Annotated in this window: 16 protein-coding genes; 10 read left to right on the top strand and 6 right to left on the bottom strand. The window is 52.1% G+C overall.

Going from position 1 to position 16,977, the window contains the following annotated elements:
• Positions 1–54: 54 nt before the first annotated feature.
• The 7 genes from P8H26_RS15495 (at position 55) to P8H26_RS15465 (ending at position 7,512) form a co-directional block, all read left to right on the top strand.
• Positions 55–1,575 carry an ABC transporter substrate-binding protein gene (locus P8H26_RS15495; protein ID WP_289634081.1) on the top strand — a complete coding sequence of 507 codons (1,521 nt, stop codon included), beginning with the start codon at positions 55–57 and terminating at the stop codon, positions 1,573–1,575.
• 162 nt (positions 1,576–1,737) lie between these two features.
• Complete coding sequence (locus tag P8H26_RS15490) at positions 1,738–2,742, top strand: ABC transporter permease (protein WP_289634080.1); 1,005 nt, start codon at positions 1,738–1,740, stop codon at positions 2,740–2,742.
• Between the two features lie 5 nt (positions 2,743–2,747).
• The gene (locus P8H26_RS15485) at positions 2,748–3,602 is read left to right on the top strand and encodes an ABC transporter permease (RefSeq protein ID WP_289634078.1); all 855 of its coding nucleotides are present in this window, start codon (positions 2,748–2,750) and stop codon (positions 3,600–3,602) included.
• Positions 3,603–3,640: 38 nt separating this feature from the next.
• The gene (locus P8H26_RS15480) at positions 3,641–4,000 is read left to right on the top strand and encodes a RidA family protein (protein WP_289634077.1); all 360 of its coding nucleotides are present in this window, start codon (positions 3,641–3,643) and stop codon (positions 3,998–4,000) included.
• A gap of 39 nt (positions 4,001–4,039) precedes the next feature.
• A complete protein-coding gene (locus P8H26_RS15475) occupies positions 4,040–4,402 on the top strand; it encodes a Rid family hydrolase (protein WP_289634076.1) in 363 nt (120 codons plus the stop codon).
• Between the two features lie 31 nt (positions 4,403–4,433).
• Entirely contained in the window at positions 4,434–6,200 is a 1,767-nt protein-coding gene (locus tag P8H26_RS15470) for an ABC transporter ATP-binding protein (RefSeq protein ID WP_289634075.1), read from the top strand.
• A 106-nt stretch (positions 6,201–6,306) separates the two neighbouring features.
• Positions 6,307–7,512, top strand: a complete 1,206-nt coding sequence (locus P8H26_RS15465) for a cyanate transporter (protein ID WP_289634074.1) — start codon at positions 6,307–6,309, stop codon at positions 7,510–7,512.
• A gap of 27 nt (positions 7,513–7,539) precedes the next feature.
• On the opposite strand, the gene P8H26_RS15460 is transcribed toward P8H26_RS15465, so the two are convergent.
• The 5 genes from P8H26_RS15460 to P8H26_RS15440 form a co-directional block, all read right to left on the bottom strand.
• On the bottom strand, positions 7,540–7,911 hold the full coding sequence (locus tag P8H26_RS15460) for a hypothetical protein (RefSeq protein ID WP_289634073.1): 372 nt from the start codon (positions 7,909–7,911) through the stop codon (positions 7,540–7,542).
• Positions 7,912–7,973: 62 nt separating this feature from the next.
• Positions 7,974–9,653 carry an ABC transporter ATP-binding protein gene (locus tag P8H26_RS15455; protein WP_289634072.1) on the bottom strand — a complete coding sequence of 560 codons (1,680 nt, stop codon included), beginning with the start codon at positions 9,651–9,653 and terminating at the stop codon, positions 7,974–7,976.
• Positions 9,650–10,531: an ABC transporter permease gene (locus tag P8H26_RS15450; protein ID WP_289634071.1), complete on the bottom strand. Its 882-nt coding sequence runs from the start codon at positions 10,529–10,531 to the stop codon at positions 9,650–9,652. Before P8H26_RS15450 ends, P8H26_RS15455 begins: the two co-directional genes overlap by 4 nt.
• Positions 10,531–11,505: an ABC transporter permease gene (locus P8H26_RS15445; protein ID WP_289634070.1), complete on the bottom strand. Its 975-nt coding sequence runs from the start codon at positions 11,503–11,505 to the stop codon at positions 10,531–10,533. The genes P8H26_RS15450 and P8H26_RS15445 overlap by 1 nt, the downstream gene beginning before the upstream one ends.
• Before the next feature lie 105 nt (positions 11,506–11,610).
• Entirely contained in the window at positions 11,611–12,318 is a 708-nt protein-coding gene (locus tag P8H26_RS15440; RefSeq protein ID WP_289634069.1) for a creatininase family protein, read from the bottom strand.
• A 185-nt stretch (positions 12,319–12,503) separates the two neighbouring features.
• Here P8H26_RS15440 and P8H26_RS15435 point away from each other — a divergent pair, with 185 nt between their 5' ends.
• Positions 12,504–13,091 carry a MarR family winged helix-turn-helix transcriptional regulator gene (locus P8H26_RS15435; RefSeq protein ID WP_289634068.1) on the top strand — a complete coding sequence of 196 codons (588 nt, stop codon included), beginning with the start codon at positions 12,504–12,506 and terminating at the stop codon, positions 13,089–13,091.
• A gap of 19 nt (positions 13,092–13,110) precedes the next feature.
• Entirely contained in the window at positions 13,111–14,688 is a 1,578-nt protein-coding gene (locus tag P8H26_RS15430) for an ABC transporter substrate-binding protein (RefSeq protein ID WP_289634067.1), read from the top strand.
• 51 nt (positions 14,689–14,739) lie between these two features.
• On the opposite strand, the gene P8H26_RS15425 is transcribed toward P8H26_RS15430, so the two are convergent.
• Complete coding sequence (locus P8H26_RS15425; RefSeq protein ID WP_289634066.1) at positions 14,740–15,984, bottom strand: MFS transporter; 1,245 nt, start codon at positions 15,982–15,984, stop codon at positions 14,740–14,742.
• Between the two features lie 100 nt (positions 15,985–16,084).
• Here P8H26_RS15425 and P8H26_RS15420 point away from each other — a divergent pair, with 100 nt between their 5' ends.
• Positions 16,085–16,930 carry a LysR family transcriptional regulator gene (locus tag P8H26_RS15420; RefSeq protein ID WP_289634065.1) on the top strand — a complete coding sequence of 282 codons (846 nt, stop codon included), beginning with the start codon at positions 16,085–16,087 and terminating at the stop codon, positions 16,928–16,930.
• Positions 16,931–16,977: the final 47 nt, after the last annotated feature.

Here is a 16,977-nt window from a genome sequence, read left to right as displayed (position 1 = left end):
ACTTATTTAAAAAAAACTACCGCTTGTCGCACATGACATAAAAAGAGGAGGGGAATGATGTTTAAGGGAGTTAAAAATACGCTGTTGCTGGGGGCTGCACTGGCGATGGCCAGCGCCGGATCGCCGACACAAGCACAGGCGAAAAAGCCCGAGCAGATAACCGTGGCAATTACCGAGGGTGTGACGGGCTACAATCCCTATGCAGATTCGGTTGTGCTGATCGGTTCTATCTGGTGCCAAATTTATGGTTGCCTGACGCGCTGGGATTTTGAGAAGGGTAAATTTGTCCCGTTTCTTGCCGAAAGCCTTGAGCCGGAAGATGACCTCAACTGGATTTTGACGTTGCGGACGGATCTGAAGCGCCATAACGGTGATCCAGTTGTGATTGCGGATGTCATCCACTCTATGGAGCGCGCGCGCAACGACCCGCAAAGCATGTCGCAGGCCTCCGTTCAGTATATTAAAGCTGTTGAAGCGCTTGATGACCAACGGTTGCGCATAACGACCACGCAGAAGGTCTCCACACTGCCGAATTATCTGGCATTCATGCAGATTACCTCTAAGGCGATTTACGACAAATACGGCGCTCAGGCGGCCGATCGTCAGCATCCGGTCGGAGCAGGCCCGTATAAATTAGTGGAAGTCGGCATCGGCAGCCATATTGTGATCGAGCGTGTTGACGGCCACCCGATGATCAGTGAGGCAAACCCGAAGCGCATTCTCTACCGCATGATGACCGAGCCGGAACAACGTGTGACCGCATTGGCCAATGGCGAAGTGCAGATTGCACAAGGTATTCCGCCGCAGCTGATCAATCGTGTGCAGCAGATGTCGAATGCAACGGTTGAAATGGTGGATTCCGCAGAGGCAATGTTCATTGCCATGAGCCCGAAAACAAAGCCTTGGGACGATGCGAGAGTGCGCAAGGCCGTTTGTCACGCGATTAATCGTGAGGGGATTGCCCGCGCTATTCTGGGTAATCAGGCAACGCTTCTGAACGGACCGGTTGGTGCAGGGCAGCTCGGCTTTGATGCGGACTATAAAACACCGTTCGACTACAATCCGGAAAAAGCCAGAAGCCTTCTGGAGGAGGCCGGAGCACTGGGTACGGTTGTCGATCTTTACTCGCCGGTCGGGCGCTATATTGCAGATCGCCAGATCACAGAAGCGATGATTCCGATGCTGGAAGAGGCGGGCTTCAAAGCAACGTTGAAGACACCGGAATGGGCAACCTTATGGACGAATGTCCAGCGAGGCGAAACACCGTTCTATTATATGGGGCGTGGCAATATGCTCGATCCGTCCCCTGCGCTGGCGCAATATTTTGAAACCGGTGCATCCCCGCGTCTGAAATATTCAAACCCATCCGTGGATACCTTGCTCAAGGCCGAGCGTGAGGAATTTGATTTCGATAAGCGGGTTGCCACGCTGAACAAAGCGATGGTGACAATCACAGAAGACGCACCGGCCTGTTTTCTCTGGCTGCACCGTCTGGCATGGGGTGTTTCCAAAAGCGTCGATTTCAAACCGAGCAAAGCTGACCGTGTGAACGGCTGGGAAATATACCTGCGTTAATCCCCGCACTTCGGGCAGGATATGTCCTGCCCGAAACTCAGAACACGCCGGAACTGTGTATTCATACAAGTACATATCATTCTTTTACCTCGCGTATGCTGTAACCGGAGCAGAGTTTTCTTTGCTCTGCGGCATGCCTTGGCAAAATTCCGAGGATCTCCCATGCTTGGCTATACGCTGAAGCGCGTGTTGGGCACCATTCCTGTGCTCTTCATGGTAACGCTTTTGATTTTTATACTGATTAAACTCGCTCCCGGTGACCCCGTGGATATGCTGGTCAGCGACGAAGTAACCGAAGAGATCCGGCAAAGTATCCGCGCGAGTTGGGGGCTCGATCAGCCCATCTATATTCAATATCTGGCATTTATAAAAAATGCGGTCATGGGGGATTTAGGTGAATCCTTCCGCTATCGTGAGCCGGTTATGGAACTCATTCTGCAACGGCTGCCAGCGAGTATCGAGCTTGCACTCTACTCGACTTTGCTTGCAGTTGTTTTAGGTCTTCCGCTCGGGGTCTGGGCTGCCAGCCGTCCCAATTCCTTTGTCGATACGATCGGTTCAATCGGCGGCTTTTTCGGCATCAGCCTTCCTAATTTCTGGCTCGGTATTCTCCTCATTCTTCTGTTTGCGGGTATGTTCAACCTTCTGCCTTCAGGCGGACGTGCAACATGGGGCATGGATGTTCCGGCTATCACCGGCTTTCTGACGGTTGATGCATTGCTCGCCGGGCGATGGGACGCATTTCTGGATGCTGCCCGCCATCTGACCCTGCCTGTGATTGTTCTCGGAACCAATATGGCCGGTATTATCATGCAGATTACACGGGCTTCGGTTCTGGAAAATCTGCAGGAAGATTATGTCATGACTGCCCGCGCCAAAGGCATGTCTGCCCGTGTCGTCTTGTGGCGACATGCATTCCGCAATGCTCTGATTTCAGTTGTCACCATCATCGGGCTGGAGTTCGGCACGCTGATCAGCGGTGCCATTATTGTCGAGACGGTCTTCTCCTGGCCCGGCATTGGCTACCTGCTGTTACAAGGTATTACCTTCAGGGATTTTCCGCTGATTACCGGCCTTGTGCTCGTCTACACCTCGCTTTTCGTTTTCATAAATCTCGTGATTGACATCATCTATACGATCGTCGATCCGCGTATCCGCTTGAGGTAACACTGATGGCTTTCCGGTTCAGAGCAGACAAACTTGCCGAGATCGTCAGATCACCGAAGGCAATCTTCGGCTTGGGTGTTGTTGCATTACTTTTGATCGCAAGCATCTTTGCACCCCTGCTGGCGCCGTTTGATCCCAATAAGCAGGATTTGATGCTGGCGCTGATGCCACCGCAACTAACAGGGCCTCATTTTCTCGGTACCGATCATGTCGGACGGGATTTACTGAGCCGGATCATTTACGGCTCGCGCGTCTCGCTGATTATTGCCATCGCAGTGGTGATTTTCTCCGGCGTTGTCGGCGTAACCCTTGGCGTTGTCTCCGGTTATTATGGCGGGCGCGTTGACTCTGCCATTCAGAAATTTCTCGAAGTTGTCTGGGCTTTCCCGCCATTGCTGCTGGCGATTTCCATCGTGGCGTTCCTCGGGCAAAGTCTCGGCATTCTGATTATTGCACTCGCATCGCAACGCTGGATTCCTTATTGCCGCCTTGCCAGAGCGGAAGCACTGAGCTTGCGTGAAAGGGATTTTGTTGTTGCTGCACGCTCGCTTGGTGCAAAGGACGGCCATATTCTGTGGAAGCACATTCTTCCAAATCTCATCCAGTCCTCATTGATTGTGGGCACTTTTGCTATGGCAACGGCCATTATTGCTGAATCAAGCCTCAGTTTTCTGGGCTTGGGCGTGCCTGCCTCCACACCAACATGGGGCGGTATGCTTGCCGATGCGCGCTCTTATATCAGCACATCATGGTGGATGGCATTCTTCCCGGGGCTCTGCATCTTCACCACGGTTCTCGCCATTAACTTGCTCGGTGACGTTCTCAGAACGCATTTTGATCCCCGATTGAGCACGCGATAACCAAATCCTCTTTAACCAGAACAGAAGGAACAACCACTTTGGCCGAACGTATTGAAATTACAAAGACTGATGGCGCTCTGAAAAGCATGGCCGTTGTCCATAATGACATGGTATTTTTGTCCGGCGTGCATGCAACAGACACAAGCGGCGATATCAAGGAACAGACCCGCGAGGTTTTGCAGACGATTGATCGCCTTCTTGCGGCTGCCGGTTCCGACCATAAATCTATTTTTGTCGTCCATGTCTGGCTGAAAGATATGCGCTATTTCGGAGCAATGAATTCCGTGTGGAATGAATGGGCTGATCCTGCCAATCCGCCTGCGCGTACCTGTGTCAGCGGTGAGCTTTATCGTTCAGATGTGCTCGTGGAAGCTGTTGTGATTGCCTATCGCAGCTGAAACGCAGACTGAAACCAAGCCTGAGAATTGGAGAGACACATGGAACTGAGAGAGCTTGGCCGGATCGACGGGGCAGGGCATCAGCCGAGAATTTGCCTCGGCAAAGCATCAGATAAACTTGCATCCGTCTGCCTGACAGCTCCGGATAAATCCGGTGACGTTAAAGAGCAGTCTTTGCAGATTTTGAATATTATTGACGACTATTTTCAGAGTGTCGGTGCGTCCCGTAAAGACATTCTTATGGTTCAGGTCTGGCTGTTCGACATCAGCGAATATGATGCTTTTTGTGAGTTGTGGAATGACTGGATTGATCCTGAAGGGGTGCCTGCACTGTCGGTCGTAACAGGTCATGCTGCACGGCGGGATTGCGCGGTTGAAATTCGCGCTTACGCCGCCTGCTGAGATCATAAAAGCCTGGCTCCCGGAGAATATTATGACTGAAAAATTGCTCGAAATTTCAGATCTCGCCGTACAGTTTAAGGGCGCGAGTGCAGACAGTTATGCTGTTAAAGGCATTGATCTTGCAATCGGGCGCGGAGAGATCGTGGCTTTGGTTGGTGAATCCGGTTCCGGTAAGTCGGTAACGGCCAAATCAGTCATGCGTCTTGTTGAATTTATGGGTGGTACGATCGCATGCGGGCAGGCCATGCTGCATGACAAAACCGGTCAGGCTGTGGACCTGTTTGCTCTGAACGAGAAACAGGTGCAGGCATTGCGCGGTGATCGGGTTGCAATGATTTTTCAGGAGCCAATGACCTCGCTCAATCCAGTGCTGACGATTGAAGCCCAGCTTTCGGAAGTCGTCATCCGGCACCGACGCGTGGGTAAGACTGAAGCCGGCCGGATTGCACTGGAGGCGCTGAATCAGGTGCGGATACCGGAGGCTGAACGTCGGCTCAAACAATATCCGCATGAGCTTTCCGGTGGCATGCGCCAGCGTGTGATGATTGCAATGGCAATTTTGTGTAAGCCGGATTTGCTGATTGCAGATGAGCCAACGACCGCGCTTGATGTGACGGTGCAAGCTGAAATTCTTGCTCTGTTGAAGACAATTCAGCAAGAGACAGGCATGGCAATTCTGCTGATTACCCATGATATGGGGATTGTTGCTGAAATTGCCGACAAGGTTGTGGTAATGCTCCACGGCGCGATTGTTGAAAAGGGCGATGTACATGCCGTTTTCAACCAACCTCAGCATGAATATACCCGCCGTTTGCTTGATGCCGCACCCAAACTTGGCGAGATGCGTGGCGATGTTGTCGCAACCGGTCATTTTCAAAGCGAGCCTGAGCCTGTGCTCAGCGTGCGCAATCTGGTCACACGGTTTTCTGTGCGGCAGGGCATGTTTCAGCGCGTTGTTGCCAATGTCCATGCGGTGGAAAATGTTTCCTTTGATCTGCGTGAGAAAGAAACATTGTCACTGGTTGGAGAAAGTGGCTGCGGCAAGTCGACAACCGGCAAAGCAATTATGCAGTTGATCCACGTAAATAGTGGTGAAATCCGGCTGCAGGGGCGTAGCCTCAGCGGTATGAATGCAACGGAAATGCGTGAAACGCGCAAACGCATACAAATGGTCTTTCAGGATCCGTATGCATCGCTCAACCCGCGCATGACTGTCGCACAAATCGTCTCGGAACCCTTGCAAATTCATAATGCGGGATCGGCCGCACAGATACAGGCGCGGGTTTTTGCCTTGCTGGATCGGGTCGGTCTGACAAAAGAACAGGCAGAGCGCTATCCGCATCAGTTTTCCGGCGGGCAGCGTCAGCGCATCTGCATTGCCCGTGCGCTTGCCCTGAACCCGAAAGTGATCATTGCGGATGAGCCGGTTTCGGCACTTGATGTTTCCATTCAGGCTCAAATCCTTGATCTGCTTGAGGAAATTCAGGAAGAATATGCCATCTCCATTCTCTTTATTTCGCATGATATGGCAGTCGTAGAAAAGGTGAGTGACCGCATTGCGGTTATGTATCTGGGCGAAATCATCGAAATCGGCCCGCGTGATGCTGTTCTGAGTTCACCGGCTCACCCCTATACAAAGCGTTTGCTTGATGCTGTGCCGATTGTGCATCCCGATAAACGCCGCGAACGAAAGCTCGTCTCGCGCGAACTCAAAAGCCCAATACGCCCGCTGGGATATCATCATGAAGCTGTGCCGCTGAAAGCGGTTGGTTTTGAGCACTACGCCCGCATCGGCTGAATGCTGCGCCGGGCTTTTTCTTCTCACATGACGTAAAATCTGACGAGCCGGATATATGTCCGGCCCGTTGCTGATGCAGGTAAACTGACAGGAAACGGGGCGGAATATGAAGGGGGGCAAAAATTATGTTTTTTTGATTGCTGTTGTTCTTATAGCGTTGAACCTGCGCCCCTTTATTGCCGGTGTAGGACCACTGACCGAGGATATCCGGAATACGACGGGTCTGGGGCATCACGGCATTGCACTGCTGACATTAATACCAATGGCGCTCATGGGATGCGTGGCTTTTGCAGGGCCATTTTTATTGCGCCTCAGCGATGCGCGTATATTCATTATCGCAGCGCTCGTTTTTATCACTATCGGCACGTTCATGCGGCTGGAAGTAACTACAGGACCGGCCTTGCTGGGCACGGCTGCCCTGATCGGCTTTGGTGTCGCACTTGTTCAGGCCATTTTTCCCGGCATTATCAAACAACGTTTTCCCGCATGTTTTGCGAGTGTTATGGGGCTTTATTCCGCTATGCTGCTGGCTGGTGGCGCGCTCGGCGCGCAAATATCGCCTTTCATCGCGCAACTCACTGGCATATGGCAGATAGGTTTTGGCGCGCTTGCACCACTGGCAATAATCGCAACCCTTCTGGCCTGTTTGGTTCTGCCAAATACAGTATCCCCGCAATCAGGAACTCATAGTTTGCGGTTGTTTCTTTCCCGTCCGAGAACATGGCTGCTGATGGTTGCCTTCGGGCTGGTAAATGGCGGTTATTCGTCCGTTATAGCATGGCTTGCACCATATTATCAGGAGATGGGTTGGGGCGTTACCGCAAGCGGCAGTTTGCTGGCGGTGATGGCGCTGTGTCAGGCTGTTTCGGCTTTTGTTTTGCCGGTTTTAGCGCAGCGCTGCGGCGCAGATCGCAGGCCGTGGCTTTGGCTGGCACTGACTTTTCAGCTCGCAGGTTTTGCCGGCTTTGCATTCGCGCCGGATGCGGCACCCTTTGTCTTCGTAGCACTTGTCGGAGCGGGTCTCGGCGGTTGTTTTTCATTATTACTGGTGGTGGCGCTCGAACATCTGCCAGACCCATTGCAGGCCGGAGCATTGTCCGCCGTTATGCAAGGCGGGGGCTTTTTGCTGGCGGCAATCTCGCCAGTGCTTGTATCGGGGCTCTATGAGCAAACCGGCGGTTTTTCAGCAGGCTGGAAGTGGCACATGTTTGTCATTGCCATAGCGGCGATACTGACAAGACGTCTTGATCCCGAGAGTTATAGTCCGGCAATGGTGTTGTTTTCTGAATCCGTAAGTGCGTCTGAACTGTAAGATAATGATTTCATTATGCGCAGACTGTTATTGCAGATTGCCGTGATACAGCACAAGCGTAACAATAAAGGTCAATGCACCGATGATTGCGAGTATAAAAAGCCGCCGTGCTATGACCGGATTTTTGAAACACAGACCGGCTATAAGCATGATGACTGACCAGGCACAGGTAAAAAGCAGCAAGCTCAGCGTGTAGACAAATCCGGAAAGATCATATCCGCCACCGCCGATTGATGGGTATCGCGGTGGCGCAGGGTTCAGCAACACATTGAAAAAAGCGGTCACAAGTAACAAGAGTGCCAGCAGTAAGAAAAATAACCAATTTTTCAATGACATCTCCCTGACGCAGACTAAGACGCACCCTGTAACGGCGACTTTTGTCTGATTGTTATCTGTCATTGCTGTGCTATTCAACGCGACATAAGAATGTCGCGTTGAATTATTCTGTACCCAGTATCTTTCTATGCCAGCTTCGGAATGGCATTCAGCAGCATTTTTGTATAGGGCTGCTGCGGTGTTTCAAAAATCGCCTCTGCTATACCTTCTTCAACAATCTTACCGTGATGCATCACGATAATGCGGTCACAGAGATGGCGCACGACCGACAGATCATGGCTGATGAACAGAAGCGTCAGGTTCAGCTCTTTGCGCAACCGCAACAGCAAGTTGAGAATTTGCGCCTGAATGGAAACATCAAGAGACGCAACCGGCTCATCGCAGACAATCACCTCCGGTTTCATTGCCAATGCGCGGGCAATGGCAATACGCTGACGCTGCCCGCCGGAGAACTGATGCGGATAACGATCAGCAAAAGCCGGATCAAGGCTCACCGCTCTCAACCAGTGTGCCACATAGGCACGGGCTTCCCCTTTGGTGGTCAGACCGTGGGCAATCGGCCCTTCTGCAATCGACTGGCCGATGGTGCGGCGCGGATCAAGCGAGGCAAACGGATCCTGAAAGATCATCTGGATTTTGGTTGTCAGTTTGCGGCCGTGAACCTTGTCAGACATCACCGGCTGGCCGGATAACCGGACTTCGCCTTCGGTCGGTTGATAAATACCGCAGACCATACGGCCGAGCGTGGATTTGCCGGAGCCGGATTCTCCGACCAGTCCCAAGGCTTCGCCTCTAGCAATGGTCAGATCTACATGATTAACCGCAATAACCGGTTTCGTCGGCTTTACGAGGCCAATTTTCTGGCCAAGTCTGCCCCAGAAGTCGCTTTTCCATTCAAAGCGTTTCACAGCATTGCGAACGGTTACAAAGTCCGGCACCGCTTCAGCAGCCGGTGCTGTGTCGGTGAGCAGAACAGTTTCATCCTCTGCCGTTTTACCCAGCATCTGACCCGGTTTTGAGCGCGAGGGCAGGGCATCCAGCAGTCCTTGTGTATAAGGATGGCTCGGTGCTTTTAAGACGTCGGATGCCAAACCTGTTTCAATGATTTTGCCTGACTTCATCACCGCAATGCGCTTAGAAATCGAGGCAACGGTTGCCAGATCATGGCTGATCCAGATCATTGAAATGCCAAGCTCGGCCACAAGCGCTTTCACCTCGGTGAGAATTTCTGCCTGCACCGAAACATCGAGCGCCGTGGTCGGTTCGTCCGCAATCACCACTTTCGGATTATGCAGCAGTGCAATTGCAATGGCTACGCGCTGGCGCATACCGCCGGAAAACTGGTGCGGATAAAAATCAACCTTATGTTCCGGATCAACAATGCGCACGCGGCGAAGCGCTTCCACGCAGCGTATGCGTGCTGCACTGTCTGAAAGCTTTTCATGGGCACGCAGCGCCAGTGTCATCTGGTCAAGAACTGTCAGCACCGGATTGAGCGTCATCATCGGATCCTGAAAGACCATCGAGATTTCACGTCCGCGCAATTTACGCAGTTCAGTTTCACTCAGGCCGACAAGCTCACGGCCTTCCAGTTTGATTGATCCTTGCGTGATGCGTCCCGGCTTGTCGATCAGCCCGATCAGAGAAAAACCGGTGATGGATTTGCCGGAGCCGGATTCACCCACAAGGCCTAGAATTTCCCCGCGCTCGAGATAGAAAGAAACACCATCGACAGATTTGACCGTGCCTGCGCGGGTTTCAAAATGCGTATGCAGATCGGTAACTTCGAGAAGATGCGCTGTCATTTGTTCAACCTCGGATTGAGCTGGTCGCGGATTTGATCGCCAACAAGATTGATCGCCATGATGAGAATGATCAGAGCAACGCCCGGATAAATCGCAATCCAGTAGCGGCCGGACAGCAAATATTGGAAGCCATTGGAAATGAGCATACCAAGGGAAGGCTCTGTCGGCGGCAGGCCAACGCCTAAGAAGGACAGTGTTGCTTCCAGTGAAATCGCCGAGGCGACCTGAACCGTTGCCACAACAATCAGCGGCGGCATGGCATTGGGCAGAATATGGCGGGTAACAATGAACCAGCCGCTCATCGGCACAGAGAGTGCTGCTTCCACATAGTCTTTATTGCGCTCCGCCGCTGCTGCACCATGTGCTGTGCGGACAAAATAAGCATATTGCGAAAAGACCAGAGCAATAATCAGCTGGCTTTTGCCTTGTCCGAGCAAGGCAGCCACCACAAAGGCCAGCAAAATTGCCGGAAAGGAAAGCTGGAGGTCGATGACGCGCATGATGAAAGCTTCGAACCGTCCGCCGACATAGGCAGCCGTTGAGCCGACTAATGCGCCGATGGCAAAAGCGATGGTACCTGCAAGTAAACCCATCTCCAGCGAGATGCGCAAACCGTAAAGAATGGCCGAGAAAAGATCGCGTCCCTGACCGTCAGTACCCAGAATATGGATATAGCCGCCTTGGCCAATATAGCCGGGGGCACGGCGTCCGTCCCGCAAGACCAGACTTGAAAGATCATAAGGATCTTGTGGTGCAATCAACGGCGCAAACACCGCCAGAAAAATAATGGTGAGCACCACCAAAGCAGCGATAACCGGTACCGGATGACGCTTAAATTCTGACCAGAATTGTAATGATCTGTTGTTGAGCAATGCCATTATTTGCCACCTCCCTGACGCATGCGCGGATCAAGCAGGGCATAGGACAGATCCACAATCAGATTAATCGTGATGAAAAGCAGCGACACAAGCATGAGATAGGCAACCATCACCGGCCGGTCGAGAGATGTGATACTGTCAATGATCAGCTTGCCAAGACCAGGCCACGAGTAAATTGTCTCAGTCACAACGGCGAAAGCAACCGTGGAACCAAGCTCAAGACCAAACACAGTAACAAGCGGAATGGAGATCAGCCGCAGCACATGGCGGCGCAGAATTGTGCGCTCCTGAATACCGGCTGCACGGGCAAATTTGATCGTATCTGTGAGCATGATTTCACGCGTGCCGGAAGCGGCAAGGCGGATCATCAGCGACAGTTTGAACAGCGACAGATTAATGGCAGGCAAAGCAAGATGATGCAGACCATCGAGCGTGAGGAAGCTTAAAGGCACACCGAAAACGGAAACGGTTGCGCCGCGCCCGCCTGCGGGCATAATGCCGAGTTGCACAGCAAAAACCATAATCAGCATCAGACCAATCCAGAAGGTTGGCACAGAAAAGCCGAGAATAGACAGTGCCATAATGGCTTTTGAGCCCCAGCTGTCAGGCTTATAACCGGCATAAATACCGAGCGGAATACCGATGAGACTGGCCATGAAAACAGCTGTCAGCGCCAGCTCTGCCGTTGCAGGCAAGCGCGATGCGATCAGCTCTGATACCGGCATATTATAGACGAATGAACGCCCGAGATCACCGTGCAGCAGATTGCTCATGAAATGCAGATATTGCTGCCACACCGGCAGATCGAGACCATATTGGGCGATAACCCTGTCACGGATTTCCTGTGTCGCATCCGGCGAGATTAGCACATCGACAGGATTGCCGATGACAAAGACCCCCATAAAAACCAACAGCGACATGACAAGCATAACCAGTGCTGCCTGCCATAAACGCCTGACAATAAATGCAATCATCAGCTTGTTCCCCTCAAGCAGTATGCGGCAGATCACTCTGCGGCATCTGCTTCATTTCTTGTTATAATCAGGTAGCTTCCCGCCCCTCTGAAGCTGCCGCACTATTTAGTGCCAGCCGTTTTCCAGCTCATTGCGCGTTTCGCGCACGGCAACATCCCAGATCGCCAGCATATCGGCATCAGGACGCTCAAACAGGCCGTGATAATTGCCTTCGCATGTTTCCAGTATTGTGCGTTTGCGTCCGGCATCAACGCGCGCCATCGCACCAAAATCCACACGATCTACCGCATGGTCAGGCTGGGCAATGCCTTTAAGGCGTGTCCACGGGAAATTTTCCATCCAAGACGCATGGGAGGCGCGGCTATCAATTTCCAGCACCTTTCCCATGGTTTCAGGCGCGCGCCACCAGTCGTGCATTTTGACACTGGCATCGCGGTTGCGGTTCAGCCATTCGGACACAACTGTTCCGGCAGGGGCATTGCCGCCATGCCCGTTAACAATCAGGATACGGCGAAAACCGGCGTGGTAAATACTGTCGAGAATATCTTCAATCACGCCGATATAGGTGCGCAGGCTGAGTGACACTGTGCCCGGAAAATCCGCAAAACTTGATGCGAGGCCATAAGGCAGAACCGGAAAAACCGGCACGCCGAGAGGCTCTGCCGCATCCAGCGCGACCTTCTCCGCCAGGATCATATCGGTGCCAAGGCTGATGCGGGCATGCTGCTCAACGCTGCCAATCGGAAGAATACAGCGGTCGTCCTGTTTGACGCGCTCTTCAACCTGTGCCCAGTGCATGGCGTTAATATGCATGTGAAAATCCTCTCATTTCAATGTGGTTCCCGAGTCTGCGCTCATGGGTTTCTGAAATCATTATCCATGAAATTATTGCGTAGACAAGTTCCAATTGGAACAAAAATTACGTTTGACATCCATGTAACAAGCTATATCTTGTTCTAAATGGAACTTAATCGCTGAATTGTCCCAGGGGAGGGGTGATGGAGGAGCGTGTTGCAATTGCCCTTTTGGAGGGGCGCGCCGGACGCAGTGAGGCGGCAGACAGCCGCATCAGCGAAAGCGATATTCTGCATACAAAATTATGGGAAAATCCATGCTGGTTGTCCTTCCGGATCAACTATCTGGCGCTGCATTATAACAATCCGATCTATGGATTGATCGGCGCGGATCATGATCTGCTGCGGCCGGAATTTGTGGTGCTGTATTCGCTGTTTCTGCGTGATCGCACAACACTGTCAGAAATTGTGGGCGGGTCTGGTTTTCCTAAAAATACACTGAGCCGCGCCACCAAAAAGCTGACCCGTCTGAAGCTTGTGCTGCGCGAGGGCGATTCCGATGATCTGCGCCGCGTTGTGCTGTACCTCAGCGATGAAGGGCGCGCTATCGTCGAAGCCAAGATGACGCCAATGCTCGAGCGTGAACGCCTGATGCTGGAAACGCTCAGCCCTGCAGAACGCATGATGCTCTCGGAAATACTGACCAAACTGGTCATCGCATCCCGCGAATGGCCGGAAACAATCGCTTCTGACCTGCCAGAGAGCGATGAAGACTTCGAACAAGACCAATAATGGGGACTGGAATACTCAAATGAAAAAAACACTGCATGCATTAATGCTTGGCACAACATTGCTTTTTACCGCCGGTCAGGTTTTTGCCGCCGATCTGGTGATGGCAATTAAGGCCGGTCCGGCCTCGATGGACCCGCATTTCACGGCAACGGCGGCCAATGCTGAGGCAACGAAACATATTTTCGATACGCTGATCCGTTCCGGCAATAATCTTGAGCTTGAGCCGTCGCTGGCTGTCAGCTGGAAAACACTGGACGATACCACATGGGAATTCAAACTACGTGAAGGCGTGAAATTCCACGATGGTTCAGACTTCACTGCGGAAGATGTGAAGTTCTCAATCGAGCGCATTCCGCATGTCACAGGGCCTAATCCGGCAACTATTTTCGTGCGCCGTGTTAAATCCGTTGAAGTGGTAGATCCGCTGACTGTGCGCGTAACAACAAGTGCACCAGCACCGACATTGCCGAATGACTTTATCCGCCTGTTCATCACATCGCATAAGGCAGCGGCCGCTTATTCAACGCAGGAAACTGCGGCAGAGGGCTTCAATACCGGTAAAGCCACAATCGGCACCGGCCCTTATAAATTTGTATCATGGGCACCGACACAGGATCTGGTTCTGGAGCGTTTTGACGGCTATTGGGGCGGCGCACAGCCTTGGGACCGCGTTATCCGCAAGGAAATTCCGAATGATGCAGCCCGTGTGGCGCAGCTGAAAGCCGGTCAGGTTGATGTTATTTCCAAGGTTCCTGCCTCGGATGTGCCTGTGCTTGAGCAGGATTCATCGCTGACTGTCATCAAAAACGAAAGCATCTATATCAGCTATCTGGAATTTGACTTCCGCGAAAAAAGCCCGTTGGTTTTTGCCAAGGACGGCAGCAAACTGGATAAAAATCCGCTGCTTGATCCGCGTGTGAGAGAGGCTTTTGATCTCGCGATTGATCGTGAAACCATTGTTGAATTTGCTCTGGAAGGCATGGCTGCCGTTCCGACACAATTGGTAACGTCCAATATTTTCGGCTATGACAAGTCGCTGCAGGCACCTGAATTTAACATTAAACGTGCAAAAGAACTGCTGACAGAAGCAGGTTATCCGGATGGTTTCAAAATTACGCTGAGCTATTCGAATGACCGTATGCCGAATGAGTTGGGACCTACAATTGCACAGATGCTCGCTCCTATCGGCATTACTGCCGATGTGAACGGCGTTCCGGCAGCCGTGTTCAACCCTGCGAAAACCCGCGGTGAATATTCGCTCTATATGGCAAGCTGGGGCACGCTGACGGGTGAAGCCAATTACATGCTGTCATCGTTGATGCATTCCAACGAGCCGGCAAAATCGCTGGGCGCGTTTAACGTGCGCGGTTATGCCAATCCGGAAATGGACAAGCTGATTGAAGATGCGGCCGCCGCAATGGATGCAGATGAGCGCCGTAGCTTGCTTGAAAAAGCCAATAATCTGGTGGCAACAGATCGTCCGGATCTGCCGCTGGCCATTCAGCTGAGTGCATGGGCAGTGAAAAAGGACAAGGTGGAACTGACACCGCGTGCTGATGAAGACACGCTGGCGATGAATATCAAACCAGTAAAATAAGCATACAATAACGGCCTGTTCTTGGAACAGGCCGTTATTTTTTATAGTGTTTTAAATGCTGTCGCTGTTCAGAGAAGCGCGCCGCGGTAAAAGCTGACAGCCTGTAATCAGCACCGGCAATATTAAAGCAGCCCAGGCAAATTCATAGCCAAAGTTATCTGCGATCAGCCCGAATATATAAGGGCCAAGCGCCATAACAGCGAGACAGATCGTTGAGGCAAACGCTACCGTGGACACAATTGAGCTTTTAGGTGCAGCCTCTGCTATTTCTAACAAGTAGAGCGGAAACCATCCGATTCCGAAAAGCCCCAGCACAACGAGAACACCCAGCACAACCGGCAATGGCACATTGGTTGGCAAGAGTGCCAATATCACGGCAGTGCCTGCGGCCATCAGGGAAATTACAGCCAGAGAGTGCGCGCGACGCGAAGGGCGATAGTGGTCACTCAGCCAGGGCAGCAATACGCGGCCGGGTATGCCCGCAAACTGCGTTGCGGCGAAAAGAGAAGCTGCAACAACAATACTAAGTCCAAAATGATCGACTAAATAGCTGATAACATGTGCGGTAAATGTAAACTGAAAAGCAGACATGGCAATGCCGAGCCGCAGCACCGGCCAGAAATTAGCTTCTTTCCCCACGGTTTGAATAAGGGTTTTGAGCGGGAGAGGGGCAGCGGCTTTCGCGGTAACCATATTGCCTTCCCGATATAATCCCCAAAAGAGCAGGGCGCCGAATAAGGAAACACCGGCACCAATCCACGCGGCCATATGCCAGCCATAGCGCACAGCGAAATAGGGCAGCACAGCTGCGGCAATCATGGTGCCGAAAGGAACAGCAGCCTGTCGGAAGCCTGTTGCAATTCCGCGGCGGTTTGGCGGAAACCAACGCATAATCGCCCGCGTTCCGCCTGGTTGGACTGCTGCATAGGTGCCGCCCAGAAAAGCCATGCAAATCAACAGGACTATCAGGTTTTCGGCAAAGGCGGCGGCAGCTGTCATGGCCAGAGCCATACCAAGCATGGCAAGGCTGACGACTTTGCGCTCGCCATAGGTGTCGATCGCGCGGCCAAAACTATACATTGTTGCAATTTGTACGCCGTTCATCACCGTTACAGCAAGTGATGCAGAAGCAAGCGTAATACCAAAGGCCTCGCGCCAAAACGGAACAAGAATATAAACGCCCTGCGAAACAATAGAGCCTGCGGCCTGGGTGCCGACTGCAATTGCAAGGATATTCCATATATAGGGCGTGGCAGATAAAGCGCGGGAATCGATTTGTGTATCGGACTGAGACATAAGAAAACATTTCCTGTTGTGCTCTCAGTTAGCCTTGGAGTAACATAATCAGAAAGATGTGTTTCTATATTTCAATGATAACAATTTTTTATGATTGGTTATGCAGTTGCTTGTTCCTGAGGCGGTTGAAGCCTTTCTCCTCGTTGCCGAGTTGCAGTCTTTCACACGGGCTGCCGGTGCGCTTAACACAACGCAGGCTGCTATCTCGCTGCGTCTGCGCCGGTTAGAAGAAGCATTAGGCCAGCGTTTGTTAGAACGCACGCCAAGGCATGTTCGCCTTACCGCTGCCGGGGCGCATTTTCTGGAGCCTGCCAGAGCATTTGTGGCAGCAGGACGCCGTGCAGCAGAAATTTTTGCTGAAACACCTGCCCGCCTTTCCATCGGCATAACGCATCATCTAGTTGGCCCGAACCTGCCAAGATTACTGCATTTTGTAAATGAACGCGAAACCGGTGTGGCGCTTCATCTACGCACGGCCGGCACCAGAGCTTTGCTGGATTTGTATGATGCCGGTGATCTGGATGCTGTGGTTGTTTTGCGTCATGATGAAAGCCGGCGTGATAGTGAAGTTTTAATGACTGAAAGTTTTGGCTGGTTTGCAGCACCGGATTTCACCATGCCGAAAGGAACCCCGTTACCGCTCGCAATCCAGCCTGAGCCTTGTAACCTGCGTGCTATGGCGCTCAAAGCGCTGGAAGCAGCAGGAATATCATGGCGCGAAGCTTTTGTCGGAACCGGTGCTATATCTGTAGCTGCGGCTGCGGAGGCCGGATTGGCAGTGGCATTGCTGGCACATAAGGCGGCACCATCGCATCTGATTGAGATCAGCGATAAAATCAACCTGCCGCCTTTGCCGAACCGTGATGTGGTGATTATTTCCAATGTTACAGGTGAGCGCGTGACTTCTGTCTTGCGCCGTCTGACAAGCGCATTTCAGGCTTTGTAATAAGCAATAATAAAAGTTCCATAAGATAGATTATGCAATTTAAATCG

Origin of the sequence: Pseudochrobactrum sp. sp1633 (assembly GCF_030376605.1) — a bacterium.
Lineage (GTDB): Bacteria > Pseudomonadota > Alphaproteobacteria > Rhizobiales > Rhizobiaceae > Pseudochrobactrum.
The sequence above is the reverse complement of the archived record's forward strand: the minus strand, read 5'-3'. Positions and strand labels throughout refer to the sequence as shown.